Source organism: Mesorhizobium tianshanense (assembly GCF_007830515.1).
GTDB lineage: Bacteria > Pseudomonadota > Alphaproteobacteria > Rhizobiales > Rhizobiaceae > Mesorhizobium > Mesorhizobium tianshanense.
In genome coordinates this window covers 70872-87771 of sequence record NZ_VLKT01000023.1, presented here as the reverse complement: position 1 = coordinate 87771, position 16900 = coordinate 70872, and the positions used below count along the sequence as shown (strand labels likewise).

The 16900-nt window shown below is 59.2% G+C and carries 18 protein-coding genes and 2 tRNA genes; 14 read left to right on the top strand and 6 right to left on the bottom strand.

All coding sequences use genetic code 11. The annotated features are described in order from the left end of the window. Nucleotides 1–213: 213 nt before the first annotated feature. Nucleotides 214–480: a DUF3892 domain-containing protein gene (locus IQ26_RS19055; RefSeq protein WP_145719897.1), complete on the bottom strand. Its 267-nt coding sequence runs from the start codon at nt 478–480 to the stop codon at nt 214–216. Between the two features lie 445 nt (nt 481–925). Between IQ26_RS19055 and IQ26_RS19050 the strand changes: the two genes are divergently transcribed. Next, nucleotides 926–2518: a DUF2460 domain-containing protein gene (locus IQ26_RS19050; RefSeq protein ID WP_145719896.1), complete on the top strand. Its 1593-nt coding sequence runs from the start codon at nt 926–928 to the stop codon at nt 2516–2518. 419 nt (nt 2519–2937) lie between these two features. Here IQ26_RS19050 and IQ26_RS19045 read toward each other — a convergent pair whose 3' ends face one another. Further along, nucleotides 2938–3318, bottom strand: coding sequence for a sunset domain-containing protein (locus tag IQ26_RS19045; protein ID WP_145719895.1), 381 nt, complete (start codon nt 3316–3318; stop codon nt 2938–2940). Between the two features lie 315 nt (nt 3319–3633). Here IQ26_RS19045 and IQ26_RS19040 point away from each other — a divergent pair, with 315 nt between their 5' ends. The 3 genes from IQ26_RS19040 (at nt 3634) to IQ26_RS19030 (ending at nt 4852) form a co-directional block, all read left to right on the top strand. Further along, the gene (locus IQ26_RS19040) at nt 3634–3906 is read left to right on the top strand and encodes a hypothetical protein (protein WP_145719894.1); all 273 of its coding nucleotides are present in this window, start codon (nt 3634–3636) and stop codon (nt 3904–3906) included. 157 nt (nt 3907–4063) lie between these two features. Further along, entirely contained in the window at nt 4064–4609 is a 546-nt protein-coding gene (locus tag IQ26_RS19035; protein ID WP_145719893.1) for a YybH family protein, read from the top strand. An 84-nt stretch (nt 4610–4693) separates the two neighbouring features. Further along, complete coding sequence (locus IQ26_RS19030; protein WP_162458007.1) at nt 4694–4852, top strand: hypothetical protein; 159 nt, start codon at nt 4694–4696, stop codon at nt 4850–4852. A gap of 136 nt (nt 4853–4988) precedes the next feature. On the opposite strand, the gene IQ26_RS19025 is transcribed toward IQ26_RS19030, so the two are convergent. The 3 genes from IQ26_RS19025 to IQ26_RS19015 all read right to left on the bottom strand — a co-directional run bounded on the left by IQ26_RS19025 (nt 4989) and on the right by IQ26_RS19015 (nt 5749). Then, nucleotides 4989–5195 (bottom strand): hypothetical protein, encoded by a 207-nt coding sequence (locus IQ26_RS19025; RefSeq protein ID WP_145719891.1) that lies wholly within the window; start codon nt 5193–5195, stop codon nt 4989–4991. An 87-nt stretch (nt 5196–5282) separates the two neighbouring features. Next, complete coding sequence (locus IQ26_RS19020) at nt 5283–5486, bottom strand: hypothetical protein (protein WP_145719890.1); 204 nt, start codon at nt 5484–5486, stop codon at nt 5283–5285. A gap of 14 nt (nt 5487–5500) precedes the next feature. Continuing rightward, nucleotides 5501–5749: a transcriptional regulator gene (locus IQ26_RS19015; protein ID WP_407660214.1), complete on the bottom strand. Its 249-nt coding sequence runs from the start codon at nt 5747–5749 to the stop codon at nt 5501–5503. Between the two features lie 137 nt (nt 5750–5886). Here IQ26_RS19015 and IQ26_RS19010 point away from each other — a divergent pair, with 137 nt between their 5' ends. From IQ26_RS19010 to IQ26_RS19000, 3 genes are all read left to right on the top strand, one after another. Continuing rightward, the gene (locus IQ26_RS19010; protein WP_145719888.1) at nt 5887–6144 is read left to right on the top strand and encodes a hypothetical protein; all 258 of its coding nucleotides are present in this window, start codon (nt 5887–5889) and stop codon (nt 6142–6144) included. A 141-nt stretch (nt 6145–6285) separates the two neighbouring features. Continuing rightward, complete coding sequence (locus IQ26_RS19005; protein ID WP_145719887.1) at nt 6286–6681, top strand: hypothetical protein; 396 nt, start codon at nt 6286–6288, stop codon at nt 6679–6681. A 135-nt stretch (nt 6682–6816) separates the two neighbouring features. Beyond that, nucleotides 6817–7356, top strand: coding sequence for a hypothetical protein (locus tag IQ26_RS19000; RefSeq protein WP_145719886.1), 540 nt, complete (start codon nt 6817–6819; stop codon nt 7354–7356). Between the two features lie 97 nt (nt 7357–7453). Here the strand turns inward: IQ26_RS19000 and IQ26_RS18995 are convergent. Beyond that, a tRNA-Asn gene (locus tag IQ26_RS18995) sits at nt 7454–7528 on the bottom strand. Between the two features lie 225 nt (nt 7529–7753). Between IQ26_RS18995 and IQ26_RS18990 the strand changes: the two genes are divergently transcribed. The 7 genes from IQ26_RS18990 (at nt 7754) to IQ26_RS18960 (ending at nt 16645) form a co-directional block, all read left to right on the top strand. Next, complete coding sequence (locus tag IQ26_RS18990; protein WP_145719885.1) at nt 7754–8014, top strand: hypothetical protein; 261 nt, start codon at nt 7754–7756, stop codon at nt 8012–8014. A 351-nt stretch (nt 8015–8365) separates the two neighbouring features. Beyond that, nucleotides 8366–8439: transfer RNA gene (locus IQ26_RS18985), tRNA-Cys, on the top strand. 107 nt (nt 8440–8546) lie between these two features. Continuing rightward, nucleotides 8547–9215 carry a protein-L-isoaspartate O-methyltransferase family protein gene (locus tag IQ26_RS18980; RefSeq protein WP_145719884.1) on the top strand — a complete coding sequence of 223 codons (669 nt, stop codon included), beginning with the start codon at nt 8547–8549 and terminating at the stop codon, nt 9213–9215. Between the two features lie 183 nt (nt 9216–9398). Beyond that, complete coding sequence (locus tag IQ26_RS18975) at nt 9399–10805, top strand: TolC family outer membrane protein (RefSeq protein ID WP_145719883.1); 1407 nt, start codon at nt 9399–9401, stop codon at nt 10803–10805. 259 nt (nt 10806–11064) lie between these two features. Then, entirely contained in the window at nt 11065–11961 is an 897-nt protein-coding gene (locus IQ26_RS18970) for a PopZ family protein (RefSeq protein WP_145719882.1), read from the top strand. Between the two features lie 263 nt (nt 11962–12224). Further along, on the top strand, nt 12225–15008 hold the full coding sequence (locus tag IQ26_RS18965) for a valine--tRNA ligase (RefSeq protein ID WP_145719881.1): 2784 nt from the start codon (nt 12225–12227) through the stop codon (nt 15006–15008). Nucleotides 15009–15436: 428 nt separating this feature from the next. Beyond that, complete coding sequence (locus IQ26_RS18960; RefSeq protein WP_145719880.1) at nt 15437–16645, top strand: OmpP1/FadL family transporter; 1209 nt, start codon at nt 15437–15439, stop codon at nt 16643–16645. Nucleotides 16646–16900 lie beyond the last annotated feature (255 nt).

The window sequence follows — 16900 nt, the reverse complement described above, 5'->3', positions numbered from 1 at the left end:
TAATGCGCTGGCGTAATACGACAGCCTGACCTCGCCAATATAGCTGGCCAGCTTCGTCAAGCTGGAACCCATCTAGTTCGTCCATGCCGATAGTCCGAACGGCCATCATTTGTCCTTTCGCTGTCGATTGCCGCGCCATTTTTTGCAAAGCGGAAAGTCCGATGAAAAGGTCGCCGCCAGCAATTAAGCCGGCGGCGACCGATGTCAGTTAACTCACGCGCACTCGGGGAGTGCGAGCAAATTATCACTCCACTGGCCGTCGGCGTAGGTGCGGACGTACTTACCGTTCTGTCCTATGACCACACCGATATTGGCGCGCTTGCCGCCGACCGATGTGTAGAAGGTATTTGTCTTTTCTTCTATCCATTGGATGACTTGAGCTCTAGTCCATTTCCCGGTCGAATTCCCGAGGTGGGTAATACCTTCATGGGTGTTCTGCCGAGGCAGTTTATTGATACAAGTCACCTGAACGTCTGACATAGAATGCTCCTTTCGAGCGAAGTGGAGCATTCGCATCTGGCACCTTGGGAGGATGTTTATCCATGGTCGTAGCTCCTGTGGCTTGCAAATAAAGCCTCAGGACGCTAGTTACCGACCTGCTAGGGAGCGGACTCGCGGTCTTGTTCGTCCACTCGGCGCCACATTTACCGCGAGTACGCTTAAAGACAGAGGCGGGCGACGAATCATCGCCTGCCTCTTTTCTATGCGGAACTTGATTAGCAAGTAAACAGATAGCCTTTTTCTTCACAACAACAATCTGTGAAGCAATTATGTCAGCATTGCTGGCATAATGGCGCACCGCATTCCTTGCGGCCTTTTCATAGGATCCCCCCATATGACCAAACCCACCCAACGCGCCGCGGCGCGAACGCACTGCCTTGCCCAACGCCAGGCGGAACTCCTATTGCAATCGGCGAGGTCTTAAATGGTCGATACTGTCGCCATCAATAACAAGTTCGCGCTCGACATGAAGATGGGGCCGGTCTTTCAAACGACCGTCATCCCACTCATGGGCGGCTATGAGGACCGCAATCAGGACTGGCAAGTTGCGCTGTGGCGCTACGATGTTTCCCTGAACAATCGCCCGCTGGCCGAAATCCGTTCGTTCATGGCACATGTGTTGGGGCGGCGCGGTTCTGCGAATGCATTCCCGCTCCGCGACCCACTCGACAACACGCTGACCGACGAAAACATCGGCACTGGTGATGGGACCACGACAGAATTTCAAATTGCCAAGACGTATGCCGACGCGGATCGGCCATACCGTCGACCGCTGGCCATTGTTTCCAATCTTGTTGTTAAGGTTGCAGGCGTCACACAGGTCGAAACTGTCGATTTCAACACGGAGGATGGTTGGATCGCTTTCACGAGCGCGCCGACAGCCGGTCAAGCGGTCACTGTCACTTGCGATTTTCTGATTCCGGTCAGATACGAAGCCGACCAGAACTTGCTCACGCTTCCGATCGGTCCTGGCACATCGAACGCCTTCGCGTCGGCTGGGCCGTTCACTTTGGTGGAACAGCACGTCCCCAAGCCAGAGCTTCTTCCGCCACCTAGCGTCCTGGCAATCTCCGGCACGCCTATTCTGATCGCTGTGAAGGATTTTGCCTACGACGATTTCACGGTCTCGGCGGTCGGTGGCGTGCTTCCCTACACTTTCACCGTTCATAGCGGCTCGCTGCCGGCAGGGATATCGCTCGATTCTTCGACGGGCGTGGTTTCTGGATCCCCAACGACGCTTGGAACGTCGTCGGGGATCGTCATTCGGGTAACTGATGACATAGGCGGGACCGATGATCTGGCGTCTTTCAGCATTGAGGTGGTGGTGGCCGCAGATCCGCATTTCGCAAACGTTGTTCTGCTGCTCGACTTCGAGGGCTCCGATGGCGCGACCAGCACCACGGACGAAAGTCCATCCGCGCATTCGGTCGCCTTCAACGGCAATGCTCAAATCGACACTGCCCTTGCGAAGTTCGGATCGTCGTCATGCCTCTTCGATGGGACAGGCGACTACCTGTCGATCGCCGACAGTACAGATTGGGATCTTTCGGACGCCAATTCCGACCTCTACACCATTGAGTTTTTCTTCTATCCGGTCGTCACCGGCTCGAACATGCGCGTCATCGGCCAGGCACCCAGCACGAGCAACGTGGGCTTTTATTTTACGTACAGCTCGTCAAAAATGGGGTTCCGCCATTCCTTCGACGGGACCGTCGGGAACAGCGTCCTGGTGGGCAACTCCAACAACCTCAACCTCAACGCCTGGAACTATATTGCTGTGACGAAAAATAGCGCCGGAAAGATCAGGCAGTGGGTCAATGGCGCGCTGGACGGCAGCGCCACGCCGGCAACCTCCTCGATGTTCAATTCCACAGGCGCATTGGAGATCGGCCGCGCCTTCGGCGCGACCGGCAATCTCAATGGTTCCCTGGACGAAATCCGAATCACCAAGGGCGCCTGCCGCTACGACACCGATGGCTCGATCCCTGTGCCGACCGCAGCATTCCCTAGAGGCTGATGAGCGGCAAAGTGAGGGCGTCCCACCCAGTTGCCCGGTAATTCCGCCGAGGTAGCCCCGCGCGGGTCACTCTATGATGATCTTCCCATCGACATCTCCGTCGATGCTAATCCCAGTCAGGCGGCGATTCCGAAAAAGGCAATGTGCCGAATGATGAACGAATGTGCCGTGGTCGTCACGCGTCGCGAACTCGATCCTTGCTATACGCGCGGCGAAATCTTCTTCGGCGTGCAGGAGCCGATTGCCGAGATACGGATCGATCCGGACTGACCTGACGGGCGAAACGATCTTGACAGCCATGCTGAGTGCCGTCAGTGCCCCGACTGCCGACACGCAAGCAGGTATCATGCTCCAGCGATCGCCATCGGCGTGAGCAGATAGAGCCGCTGTTACGAATAGTGCCGTCAGGCAAACGCGCCTCATCGGCGCGCCTTCCGCCAGCCGGCCGCTCGCGCTTCTGCCTCGGTGCAGAACCAGCGTTCGCCATACTGAGGGCTGATCTTGGTCTCGAAATAATACTCCTGGCCGGGGACGTGATAGATCCGCTCACCTGTGTTGATGGAAATGTTGCCTTTGATATCGCAACTGCCGTCGGCTGCGATGCCAGTGAGCAGACCGGCGGGAATGAGACCAGCGATAGCTTCAAGGCTGCTCGGGCTTGCCGTGAGAAAGACAGCGAGGGGAACCATCACCAAGGGAAAGAGATATCGCAGCCGCCACGAACTCCGCCGCCGATTCCGGAGGCGCTTTCGCCACTGGCCAGCCTGATTGGCGCCTTGATATCGGCGGACTTTGCCCACGACCCTTCTCCCCGAGGAGAGAATGCGTCTATTGCGGAGCAGAGTCCATCTTGCGCGGGGGCTTTACGCAGTCTGAGGCTGTTCGACAGACCTCGTGCCTGACATCGCAATCAACCGCGCAGCGGCGATTGCGCCCAAAACCATGAAGGCAGCCGTGACGGTAAGGAACATCGAAGACGCGAGAACAGTCCAGTCCTGCACATAACAACTTGCAAATTCCATAACGCCCTCCCTTAAACCCACTAAACCCGCTTGCATGATGATCCTGCTTCAGACGAAATACAAGCATGTGCTAAATACACGAGAGCAAGCCCGATGAGTTTCCTTCGCCCAAAACCCAAGCCGAAGAAGGCCTATCCGAACAGCGATCGGTTTGGAGAGGACGGCCGGCGCCTCTATACCGCCTATGATGATGCTGCCAAAGCCGCGAAGGCTGCCAAGGCCGCGAAGTTTGCCAAGGCTGTCGAGGCTGCCAAGGGGAAGAAGCCGATCCACCCCGTCAAACGGCGGCGCCAGTCACTGCTCATAGGTGGTGCCTCACTGGCTGCTGTTTGGGGCCTTTTGATGTACTTTATAGGCGCGGGCTAACCCCAAGCGCGGCAGCCACTGGCGGGCGCCAGGACGTGCGGGGACGCTTCGGCGGTGTAGGACAGCAGCGAGCCTAAACGCGCGCTGGTGAGCGCTCTGCGCGCCGCGGCGCGCAACTGCGCTTGCGCCGTCATATCAGATAAGCCTAATGTAAATCATGACCTGGCCATTGAGCGGACGCGGCGGCGTACTCGTGTTGGGCGCTATTCATCCGGTGGATATGTCGATCACGCAAGGGGAGGACGAGATGAGACTGGTTAAGTCATTTGCATTTGCTGCTGTGCTGCTTCTTTCGTCTGCATTGTCTGCGACCGCCCAGTCGGCCCGCGAGGACATCGAAGCGGCGCTGACGAAATTCACGGACGCTTTCAACAGCGGAAACGCGGCGGCGGTAGGACAATTGTATACCGAGGACGCAGCCGTGCTCCCGCCTGACGGCAAGCGCGTCGATGGCCGCAAGGGCGTGGAGGAATTCTGGCAGGGCGCGATCAAAGGCGGGATGAAGAATCTCACCCTGAAGGCGCTAGAAGTGGAAGAGAGCGCGAACCTCGCCTACGAAGTTGGCGCATTTACGCTCGATGTGCCGAGCAAAGACGGCGCCCTCTCCACCGTTGCGGGCAAGTACATCGTCGTCTGGAAAAAGGGCGACGACGGGACATGGCGCCTGCATCGGGACATCTGGAATTTAGGTGCGGCCCAATAGGGATTGATAGGCTCTCATCCAGACTTCGGCAGAATGCGCTTTTCGGCATTGCGCCGCATCCATCAACAGGGTTGCGCCATACAGATGCAGCCGGCAACAACCTACATCGTGAGCGTGTTCGAAAAGCCGCATTGGCGCACGGTGCTTGTCACGAAGGATAAGGCGAAAGCTGAGGCGATGGTGGAAGAGATCGGTGGCAAGGTGCGCATCGAGGAGATCACGCCGAAGCCGAAAAGGCGTTAGGAACCGAGGGAAGGCGGCCGGCACCAGTTTGGGCGGGGGCTCTGATAGGTACCGGCCTAACGGATTGGGGAATCCGCTGCCGTTGGATAGTACCGCGTATGGCGATTCGAGCAATTCCGTGATCGCGTCCGTTTCGCTAGCTGCGCTTTCTGGTATTCGGTTCTGGCGAGCTGTCCGACGGGTTTGCTGCCAAATCGGCGGATCGCCGATCTCTTAGCTGCACGGGCTTCTTTTTTCTTGCCAGCAGTTCATCGCGATGGCCATCAGCGGCCGCTCGGCCACGCTTCGCGGCAATCGCGAAGTCCGCTCTGTTCGTTCGATAGTCTTCTTTTTGCACAGACATCGTTGCAGTCTCCCAGTTCCGAAGATCAACGCGCTATGGTTCAAAGCAGTTCCGAAGACACGAGGGGGCCGGCAAGGGCGCGTCTCCCTAACCGCCACCGTCTATCCCGCCGCCCGCTTGACTGAATACAACCGTGCCGTCGTCTTTGCGTACTTCCACCGCCACGATACCGCCATCCTGCTTTCGAGCATCGAATGTCGCCAGCGCGTGATCTCTTGCGGCCTTTTCGGCGTCGAAGAGCGTCTTTTCAACAATCCCCTGTTTTCCGTACCAAATCACTGTGTAGGCCACTGCTGCGACGCTCCCTACATCTCGTTGTTTTCGATGATGCCGGCTTCGCCGTCGCGTAACTGGTGCCTGGGCGTGGGTGACTTCCGCAGTCTCACCCCGGCGCCGCCGCCATTCTCGGGGATGAACTCGACACCTGCCGCCTCGAGTGCGGTGCGCAAAGCATCGACGGTTCTCTCCTTTAGCTCTTCTCCCTTTTCAAATCTCGTTATCGTATTGGTTGACACCTTCGCGGCATCTGCCAACTCGCGAACGCCGATCTGCAAAGCTGCTCTAGCCATTCTGCATTGTGCCGGTGACAAATCGCTTCTCCGTAGCGAAATCGCCTTGACGTGGCGATATCCTCAAGTATTGTGTACACCGTAGCGAAAACGCCACAGGAACGCAACGAGGAGCCACACACATGACCACCGCCACAGTTAACGAGGATCACATTGCCTTCGAACCGGAGAGGCCGCCAGCGGGCACTTTTTGGGGAAGCAAGAGTTACCGTGTGGACGGCTACTACCTTGGCTGGCAGGACGACCGGGGCCTGCCTCGTTTTGTTGAGCCGATCGCCCGGTACACCGAATACGAGTCAGCAGTGAGTGCTGCTCGGCAAGCCGGCGACGACTTCAGCGTCGTGATGCAAATTAGTATCGTGGGCTTGCCGCTCGACTGACTCTACCCACGCACCGAAACGACAAGCCCCGCTTCGGCGGGGTTTTCTTTGGCGTTTGGTACGGTCCAGTTTTTCTGATAACAGTAAGTCACCCTTAAGCTTTTGTGGATCGTAATTACTGTTACAAACTAGGTGGGTGCGATGCTTGGTAGATTAATTTCTGGCTTGAAGGGTAGGAAAGGCCGTAACTTTCACCATTACAGCGTAAATATGGGAATGTTGCAGCCGAAGATAGAACAGCTTCAACGGCTCGAGGTGGTGCGCCGTGTTCCGATGCAGGGATATCCCAACGGTGCGGACGTTTGGCACCTAACGTTCATCTCTTGCGAATTCAAATTTGCAATTAATACCAGTTCACATGTTATAGATCCCGATCCGTTCGGGGTCTCTCGCGTAATTGCGGTGGTTGGCCGTTCTATTCCGAGTGATGAAGATTTTGCCCAACTTTCGGACCGCTTTTGGTTTAGACAGATAGACGAGATTCGCGGGATTATGCGCGACATCGACCGCCAATATCCTGGTCAGGACATAGGTTAGCAAAATTCCCAGATCGCGTACGCGCCTCCCGACAACTATCGTTTGAGGCCGGGCGCACCACCCCCAACACACGCTTTATGCATCCTGTGAGGTACAGTGTCTTGTGAAGGCTTTTCAGAGGAGTGCGGTGCGGAAGTGAGTGACCCAATTGAATTTAAGGCGAACTACGGCATTAGGGCGAAACAGACGACATACCGTGACGTCATTTTCCGCTCACAGCTAGAGGCACAGTGGGCTGCGTTCTTCGATCTTTGTGGCTGGGAATGGCAATACGAGCCCGGCAAGCTCCCGGGCTGGATTCCCGATTTCCAGATTAGGACCAGCTTTTGCGACGTTCTTGCTGAGGTAAAGCCAATTGACCTTTGGGAGGCTTGGGGCATGCACTTGGAAGGAAAGAACGTAAGCCTGCCGGATTACGGCAAAGCTGCAAGGTACCGAGGGGATCTCCCCATTGTTCTTTTGGGGCACGAGCCAACCTGCATTTCTGGAGACGAAATAATTGGCTTAATCGTAACAACGGACATCAGCCAAGTCCCCGCCATAGCAGGATGTACGCTTGAGGAGTTCAACAACTCGCTGCGTGTCGAGGGCAACGCCAAAGCCAAATGGTTTGAGGCTGGCAACAAGATCCGTGGGTTGCCAGCCGCGTCACGGCGCATTTTTCCAGATCTGTGACCCTCTCCCGCACCGTAGATGGAGTCGCCAAAAGCGGGGAGAGAAAGCGGGGAGGCTTTCAAAAAAGCGCTAAAAACCCAATGAAATCAATCGTAAATGGCTCCCCGGGCCGGATTCGAACCAGCGACCAACCGGTTAACAGCCGGTTGCTCTACCACTGAGCTACCGGGGAACAGAGGCTCTCATGTGAGTGGCGCAGCCTATAGCAAACCCGTTTCGGCTTTGCAAAGAAGCATTTCGTATTTTTTCGGTGCTTTTTTCGCCCGGCGCTTTCTCGCAATCGTGCGCTGGCGCCCTCATATTAGCCGTCTGGCGGAGAGCGCGGAACCGAAAACGCGGTTGCAGCTTTCGTCAGGTGGTGTTTTTTACTTTGCCCGAACGGACCAGCAAACCAGACATGAGCGCAGCAAGCCACAACCATCCACCGGCACGGAAAATATCGGTCTTCGGCCGTCAGTTCACCATGCCGCGCTCGCGCGGCCTCAGGATTGCGATCGGCGCGGTGCTGATCTTCGGCGGCATTCTTGGCTTCCTGCCAATCCTGGGTTTCTGGATGATACCGCTTGGATTGCTGGTGCTTTCCTACGAGTTTGCCTTGGTGCGCCGCCATCGGCGCAGGCTCGTCGTGTGGTGGGAACGGCGGCGGCGGCCGAACTGACCAGGTGTGTAAGTGGCAACTTGGCAAGCCTCTGTGAAGGGGCGTTTTGCCGGCTCGACTCAATCTGGGCTATTGCCGGCCTGCTTGTTGCAGGCACTCGCAAACCTTCTTGAGCATAGCGTCCCTCCCGCGTCCCTCACGTAAGGTCCATGCCCCAGCGCCTCCCCTCGCCATATTCTGTAGTTAACAGTTAACTAATATATTATAACTAATACATTAATTGCAGCATACGTATCGACGATTCGACGTGGCATCGTGGACCCAGAGGAAACCGTCCGGAATGCACCATGGCCGCTTGACGGCATTTTCGCCGCAACCTATTGGAACCGGGTGGAACGCCGGGAGCAATGAGGCCTCGTGGCGGAGTGGTTACGCAGAGGACTGCAAATCCTTGCACCCCGGTTCGATTCCGGGCGAGGCCTCCAAATGCTCAAGCTCCCGCGCACCGGCGCCAGGGTGCTCGAGTTCCGGTCGAAACGAGTCGCGGTCTTGGCGCGGCAGGTGAATTGGTTTTGGGCGGATTGGTTGGAACATGAGCGCTGATTTTGCCGAACGTCGGGTGAAAATGGTCGATGGCCAGATCCGCACCACCGACGTGACCAGCGCCCCGCTGCTCGAGGCGATGCTTGTCGTGCCGCGCGAGGCCTTTGTCGCCCCCGGCCAGCGCGATCTTGCCTATATCGACGAGGACATCCGCATTGCCAAGGGGGCGGATGGTCCACGCTATCTCATGGAGCCTTCGCCGCTGGCCAAGCTGATGCAACTGGCCGAGATCGGTCCTGGCGATTCGGCGCTCGATGTCGGCTGCGGCACCGGCTATGCGGCGGCGATCCTGTCGAGGCTGGCGAAGTCCGTCGTCGCGCTGGAAAGCGATTCGGCATTGGCCGATGCCGCCATGTCGACGCTTTCGGCACTTGGCTGCGACAACGTCAGCGTGGTCAAGGGGTCGCTGCCGGAAGGCCATGCCGCGCGGGCACCCTACGACGTCATCTTCATCGGCGGCAGTGTGGAGGAAGTGCCGGCGCCGCTGCTCGACCAGCTTGCGGAAGGCGGTCGTCTCGTCGCCGTCGAAGGGCAGGGGAATTCGGGTGTCGCCCGATTATTTATTAAAACAGGGGGGGGTGTAACCGGAAGAGGCGCATTTAATGCGGCAATTAAGCCACTACCCGGATTTGAACGTATTCGTGCGTTCGAGTTCTGAGTGATTTTGGCTTGCAGCCGAGGCGTTGTCATGTTCGCTTGGGTTTGAACAATCGTTGCTGATCGCATGACTGGGGTACTCTTGGGGGCTGACAGCAGGGAACCTGAAACACACCGCGCCGGCTGCTCGAGTGGGAGAAGCCGTCGCGGTGTGGTTCCCATGCAAAACGAATGAGGGAATAACGTGCCGTCTTTACGCAAGAGTCTTTTTTCCGCCGTCCTCGTTTCGGCGACCGCGCTTTCTCCGCTGGCCGCCTCGGCGGAAACCATCCTTGGCGCACTTTCGAAGGCCTACCAGAACAATTCCTCGCTCAATTCGGCCCGCGCCGGCGTCCGCGTCACCGACGAGGGCGTCGCCATCGCCAAGTCGGGCTGGCGCCCGACCATCACCGGTTCCGCTGACATCGACTACTCCAGCAGCCATTTCGATGCCCGTAGCAATGTCCCCGGGCTGAATCGAAGCTTCGCGTTAACCACCGGCAACTTCGGCGTCCAGATCGACCAGACCCTGTTCGACGGCTTTCAGACCAAGAACAATGTCGCCGCCGCCGAATCGCGGGTCCGCGCCTCGGTCGAGAGCCTGCGCAACACCGAAGAGAACATTTTGTTCAATGCGGCAAGCGCCTACATGGACGTGATTCGCGATCGGCAAGTGGCGGTGCTAACCGAACAGAATCTGCAGTTCCTGACCGAGCAGGCGCGCGCGGCTCGTTCGCGCTTCGAGGTCGGCGAAGGCACTCGCACCGACGTGGCGCAAGCCGATGCCGAGCGCTCCTCCGCCGTGGCGGAACTCGCCGCCGCCCGCGCGCAGGCGCTGGCGAGCGCTGCGACCTATCGCCAGATCGTCGGCGACGAGCCGGGCAAGCTCAGGGCCGCTTCGCCGCTGTCGAAGCTGTTGCCGCGGAACCTCGATGCGGCGGTCGCGATTGCATCCAGCGAGCACCCCGCCATCCTCGCCACCCAGCATCTGGTCGACGCGGCGGCGTTTTCGGTGAAATCGGCCGAAGGCGCGCTGCTGCCGCAGCTCTCGGCTTCCGCCGGCGTTTCGAGCGCCTATCGCAACACCGTGCCAGGTGTATTCGGGGAGTCGGATGGCACAACCAATTCGGCCAGCATCGGTGCCACGTTGACCGTGCCGATCTATTCCGGCGGGCGGAACTCGGCGACGGTGCGCCAGAATAAGGAATCGCTCGGCCAGGCGCGGATCGAGGTCGATGTCAGCCGCGACACCGTGCGGCAAGCCGTGACCTCGGCGTGGACTCAGTACACTGCCGCCCAGCAAACCGTGGTGGCCAACCGGCAGGTGATCGCCGCGGCGCAGCTTGCGTTGAGCGGCGTCATCGAGGAGCGCAATGTCGGCCAGCGCACCACGCTCGACGTCCTCAATGCCCAGGCCACCCTCATCACCGCCAAGATCAACCAGGCCAGTTCTGAACGTGATTTGGTGGTGGCGAGCTATGCCATCCTCTCGGCTATCGGACATCTTTCGGTCGACCGTCTCGCCCTTCAGGTGACGAAATACAGACCCGAAGAGCATTACAATGCGGTCAAGGACAAGTGGATCGGCCTGCGTACGCCGGATGGCCGCTGATCGCGTCAGCAGTTTCAAGTTCCGCCAAGATTCAAAATGTTAGAGCGCCGCGTGTCCCAGAGGACGCGCGGCGTTTCAGTGTATGGATTCAAGCCAGGCCGGCTGAATGTCAAAATACCCTAATCTGTTGAAATCCAATCTGCTCTCAGATTGGGGATTCTCGTAGGGCGATCCGTCGGTTACGCTGTCGCCATGATTCGAATCCGGTTTTTGCCGGACAGGAAATCTGCAACGAGTCACAAGGGCGGCGGATGTGACGATGGCTACGGCAAGCAGCGTGCAGCGCGAACCTTCCATGGAAGAGATACTGGCTTCCATCAGGAGGATCATCGAGGACGGTGATACCGGCCGCAAGCATCCGGACGAAGCGGAAGACCTGCGCCAGGATCTGGAGCCGACGCCGGCGGTGGTGCCGGCACCGGCGGCAGGCGGGGCGCCACCGGCGGCAGGCGGGCCACTGGAGGCAGGCGGGGCGCCGCCGGAGGTGGATGCCTTTCGTGAACTGCGTGCCGGACCAGTCACCAGAGAGCCGGCTACGCAGGCGGAGGCGCAACCATCGGCTGTCGAGCCTGTGATTGCGCGCACGGAGCCGCCGGTGCGTTCCAACCCGACTCCGGCCGAAGCGCCGGTGACGCTTGCGGATGACAAAGCCGCTGCCGAGCCGGCTCCGGCCGTCAAGCCGGATGCGCCTGCGACGGCAAGGGCAGCGGAGACGACCGATAGCATCGTTGCCGATTGGCGGCGTGAGATCGCCGCAGTCGGCAAGGCGATGACCGTGACCAAGCCGGACAAGGCCCCGGACGGGGTCGAGGCGCGGCAGACGCCGGACACCGAACCGAAGGCCGAGGTTTTCGAGGACGCGGCCGAACCTGCTTTCGAGCCGGCCCCGCCGCCAAACGAGTTGGCGCGCCCGGCGGCAAGCGAGGCGCAGCCCGCTCGTCCGGCGATCCTTTCCGAGTATACGGGCCGGCAGGTTGCCGCAGCCTTCGGCGAGCTTTCCGATGCGTTCGCCAGCCGCAGCAAGAAAACCTTCGACGAGATGGCCGAGGAGATGCTCAGGCCCATGCTGCAGGACTGGCTGGACAACAATCTGCCGACACTGGTCGAGCGGCTGGTGCGCGAGGAAATCGAACGCGTGGCGCGCGGCGCGCAGTAATTTCAGGGACCAGTCGAGAACCAAACGCCGCCTTGGGGCGGCGTTTTGTTGAATCTGGACTGGGGAGAGCCGGGCAGGGCAATGAGGGGCAGCGCAAAACCTGAAGCGATTGTCCTGCGACAGTCGGATCTGGCGAGTTGCACCGAGCCGCCCAGGCGCTATCTATAGGCCATTGCCGTCCGCCGCTCGCTTGCGGTTGACTTGCCAACTGCCTTCCGATTTACACCGAACCCAACACATCCCGACAGCTCGGACCTCTTTTCATGCTCGAAAAAACCTACGACGCCAAAATCGTCGAGCCGAAGATCGCCAAAATCTGGGAGGAGGCCGACGCGTTTCGTGCCGGCGCGGGCGCCGACGAGGGCGCCGAAGCCTTCACCATCGTCATCCCGCCGCCGAACGTCACCGGCTCGCTGCATATGGGCCATGCGCTCAACAACACGCTGCAGGACATTCTGGTGCGCTTCGAGCGCATGCGCGGCAAGAACGTGCTGTGGCAGCCTGGAATGGATCATGCCGGCATCGCCACGCAGATGGTGGTGGAGCGCCAGCTTATGGAGAAGCAGATCCACCGCCGCGACCTGACGCGCGGTGAGTTCATCGAGAAGGTCTGGGAGTGGAAGGCCGAATCCGGCGGCGCGATCCTCAACCAGTTGAAGCGGCTGGGTGCCTCGGCCGACTGGAGCCGGGAGCGTTTCACCATGGACGAAGGCCTGTCCAGGGCGGTGCTCGAAGTGTTCGTCACGCTCTACAAGGAAGGGCTGATCTACAAGGACAAGCGCCTTGTGAACTGGGACCCGAAGCTGCTCACGGCCATCTCCGACCTCGAGGTCGAACAGCAGGAGGTCAACGGCAATCTCTGGCATTTCCGCTATCCAGTCGAGGGCGAAGCCTTCGATCCGGAAAATCCGAAGACCTTCATCACCGTGGCGACGACGCGTCCCGAGACGATGCTGGGCGATACGGCGGTGGCGGTGCATCCCGACGACGAGCGTTTTCGGCATCTGGTTGGCAAAAACATCGTCCTGCCGATCGTTGGCCGCAAGATCCCGGTGGTGGCGGACGAATATTCCGATCCGGAAAAGGGCAGCGGCGCGGTCAAGATCACGCCGGCGCATGATTTCAACGACTTCGAGGTCGGCAAGCGCCACAAGCTGCCGGCGATCAATATCCTCACCGTCGAGGCGGCGGTGACCCTCACGGACAATGACGACTTCCTCGCCGGGTTGGAGGTGACGGCCGAGCGCCAGGCCGTCTGGGATGCGCTCGACGGCCTCGATCGTTTCGTCGCGCGCAAGAAGATCGTCGAACTGATGGAGGCGGGCGGTTTCCTCGAAAAGGTCGAGCCGCATCGCCACACCGTGCCGCATGGCGATCGCGGCGGCGTGCCGATCGAGCCGCTCCTGACCGACCAGTGGTATGTCAACGCGGCCGAACTCGCCAAGCCGGCGATCGCGTCCGTACGCGAAGGCCGCACCAAGATCATACCCGGCAGCTGGGAGAAGACTTACTTCCAGTGGATGGAGAACATCGAACCCTGGTGCATCTCGCGCCAACTCTGGTGGGGACACCAGATCCCCGCCTGGTACGGGCCGGACGGGCGTGTCTTCGTCGAGAAGACCGAGGAGGAAGCGCTCGCTGCCGCGATCGAATACTATCTGGCGCTGGAGGGGCCGTGGAAGGCCTGGGTCGAGGACAAGCTCGAGAACTTCAAGCCGGGCGATATCCTGACTCGCGACGAGGATGTGCTCGACACATGGTTCTCGTCAGCGCTGTGGCCGTTCTCGACGCTTGGCTGGCCGGACCAGACGCCGGAGCTGAAGACCTACTACCAGACCGACGTGCTGGTCACCGGCTTCGACCTGATCTTCTTCTGGGTCGCCCGCATGATGATGATGGGCTTGCATTTCATGGAGGAGGAGCCGTTCCATACCGTGTATATGCATGCGCTGGTGCGCGACAAGAACGGGCAGAAGATGTCGAAGTCGAAAGGCAACGTCATCGACCCGCTCGATCTCATCGATGAGTACGGCGCCGACGCGCTGCGCTTCACGTTGGCGGTGATGGCGGCGCAAGGGCGCGACGTGAAGCTCGATCCGGCGCGCATCGCCGGCTACCGCAATTTCGGCACCAAACTGTGGAACGCGACGCGTTTTGCCGAGATGAACGACGTCGCGAGAAACGACGATTTCTGGCTGAACGACGCCAAGCTGGCGGTCAACCGCTGGATCCTGACCGAACTGACGCGCACCGCGGGTGAAATCACCGATGGCATCACCTCATACCGCTTCAACGAGGCGGCTGGTGCGGCCTACCGCTTCGTCTGGAACCTGTTCTGCGACTGGTACCTGGAATTGTTGAAGCCTGTGTTCACAGGTCCGGACGAGGCCGCCAAGGCCGAAAGCCGAGCTTGCGTCGCCTTCGTGCTCGACGAGATCTACAAGCTGCTGCATCCGATGATGCCGTTCATGACCGAAGAACTGTGGGCGCAGACGGCCGGCGAGGGCAAGGAACGGCCGTCGCTGCTTTGCCATGCCGCATGGCCGTCGCCCGACTTCGAGGATGAGGCCGCGGCCGCCGACATCAACTGGCTGATCGATCTTGTTTCCGGTATCCGCTCCGTGCGCTCGGAGATGAACGTGCCGCCGGCGGCGATCGCTCCGCTGGTGGTGATCGGCGCCAACGAAGCGACGCGCGACAGGCTCGATCGCCAGGATTCGGCGATCAAGCGGCTGGCGCGGGTCGGCGATATTTCACTCGGCGAAGCAGCACCCAAGGGCTCCGCCCAGATCGTGCTCAACGAGGCGACCATCTGCTTGCCGCTTGGCAGTTTGATCGACCTCACCGCGGAGGCGGCGCGACTGCAGAAGGAACTGGTCAAGGTGACCGAGGAGATCGCCCGGCTGCACAAGAAGCTGTCCAACGAGAAATTCGTCGCAAACGCGCCGGAGGACGTCGTGGAAGCCGAGCGCGAAAAACTCGGCGAGTATCGTGAGGCGCAGGAGAAGCTTTCGATGGCGTTGACGCGGGTGCGCGAAGCCGGTTGAGCTATCTTTTTATTTGAGGATCGGATTGTCCCAAAGCCGGATTCTGCTTCCCGAGTCCGGTGCTCTGGATTCGTCGGATTCGCCAGTCTCGAATCTGCTTTTCGGACGGGCTTCCTGCCACGAAAATAGGCATTCCGCAGCGTAAATCTTGACGTAAACGGAATGTTTTGGCCCTATTGTTGCCATAATGTAACAATGGGGCTCGGTCTTCGCAAAACGGGCCGTTTTTGCGTCATTCCATGCCAGTTTTCGGAATTTTCTCGTCGATTTGCACCCCAATGGGCCGTTTTTTGGCCTTGCCGCGAAAGCTGTCACTTTGTCCAGAATACGATCCGCGAAGGCGTACGTGTACGCATCGAGAATTCGTTGTTGCGACGTTAACCTGAATTGGTTCTAGCTTGGCCCACTCGTATTCGGGAGGGACATTCATGAGTAATTTGCGTCTGAAAGCGCTACTGGGGGCAGGGTGCTTTTCGCTATCGATTTTCGGTGTTGCGAACGCGGGCGGCTTCGACCGGGGCGGTGTCAACATCGACCAGTTGTTTGATGCCGCGCCATATTCGTTCGATGCCGGCGTCACCTATGTTTCGCCGCAGCGCACACTGAAGAATGTGCAGCGCCTGGATGGCTCGGGAATGTCGACGTCGGAAATTGACGTTGGTGGCGACTACGTGGTGCCGCGCATCGGCTTCAAGGCCAACATCTTTGAACCAGTGGATTGCCTTGCGTCTTATACGAAACCGTATGGTGCGGAGGCAGACTTCGGAATGAACAACGCCTATTCGCCAACGGCGGTCAAATACTATGTCAAAACAAATGATTTCGGCCTTACCTGCTCCTACAAGATAAATGTCGGCAAGGGCGCGATCCGGTTCATCGGCGGCCTCTCCTACCAGGAGGTCGATGCGTTTCTGTCCCGCCAGACATTGCTGGCCTTCGGCAATACCGGCCTCGGAAAATTCAAGCTTTCCGATGAGGCATGGGGTTGGCGCGTGGGCGCCGCTTATGAAATTCCCGAAATCGCCTTGCGCGCAAGCTTGATGTACTCGTCGAGCTACAAATATGACGAACTGTCGGGAACCGTCGACACGACCGGATTTGCAGGTGGGCCGCTAGGAAATGTTACCGGAGTGTTCCCGGTGACCGCATCCGCCGAGATTCCCCAGGCCGTGGAATTCAAGCTGCAGAGCGGTATAGCTCCTGGCTGGTTGGCCTTTGGCTCGATTCGCTGGCAGGAATGGAGCAAGCTTGGCATTGTTCCGATTAATGGTGTGATTAACCCGGTTTTCGGTACACCGTCGAACGTTTCTTTCGACCTGCTTTATCGCGACGGCTGGACGGTGTCGGGCGGCATAGCTCACAAGTTCACCGACCAATTGTCGGGCGCGGTTTCGCTGACCTGGGATCGTGGAACCTCGACGACCTCCGGCTATCAGTCGGACACCTGGTCCGTGGCCAGCGGCATCTCCTATTCACCAAACGACAAGATCGAGGTCAGACTTGGCGGCTCGATCGGTGTTCTGACCAGTGGGTCATCGACCTTCACCGGTGTTGGCGACACGGCAAATGCCATTACCTACACATACGGCGACGATCTGCTCCTTGCTGGCTCAGCCTCGGTCAAGATCAAGTTCTAAGTGTAAGATTTCAATAGAAAAAAGGCCGGGTATTTGCCCGGCCTTTTGCTTGAGGGCTTCCCGACCCTTCTGGCGTTGCAAATACACCACCCCTCCGCCTCCTGCGATCGTGACGTTTTGGCAACAGTTTCTGAGCAACGCTCGCGCTGCGAAGGCAGCAAGGGACATTGCCTATTTCCCGCCATAAACCCGGCGCACCTCGAATTTGTCTCAGGACACGTGCCAAAAGGCTCGGCAATGGGGCAGGCCGCACCG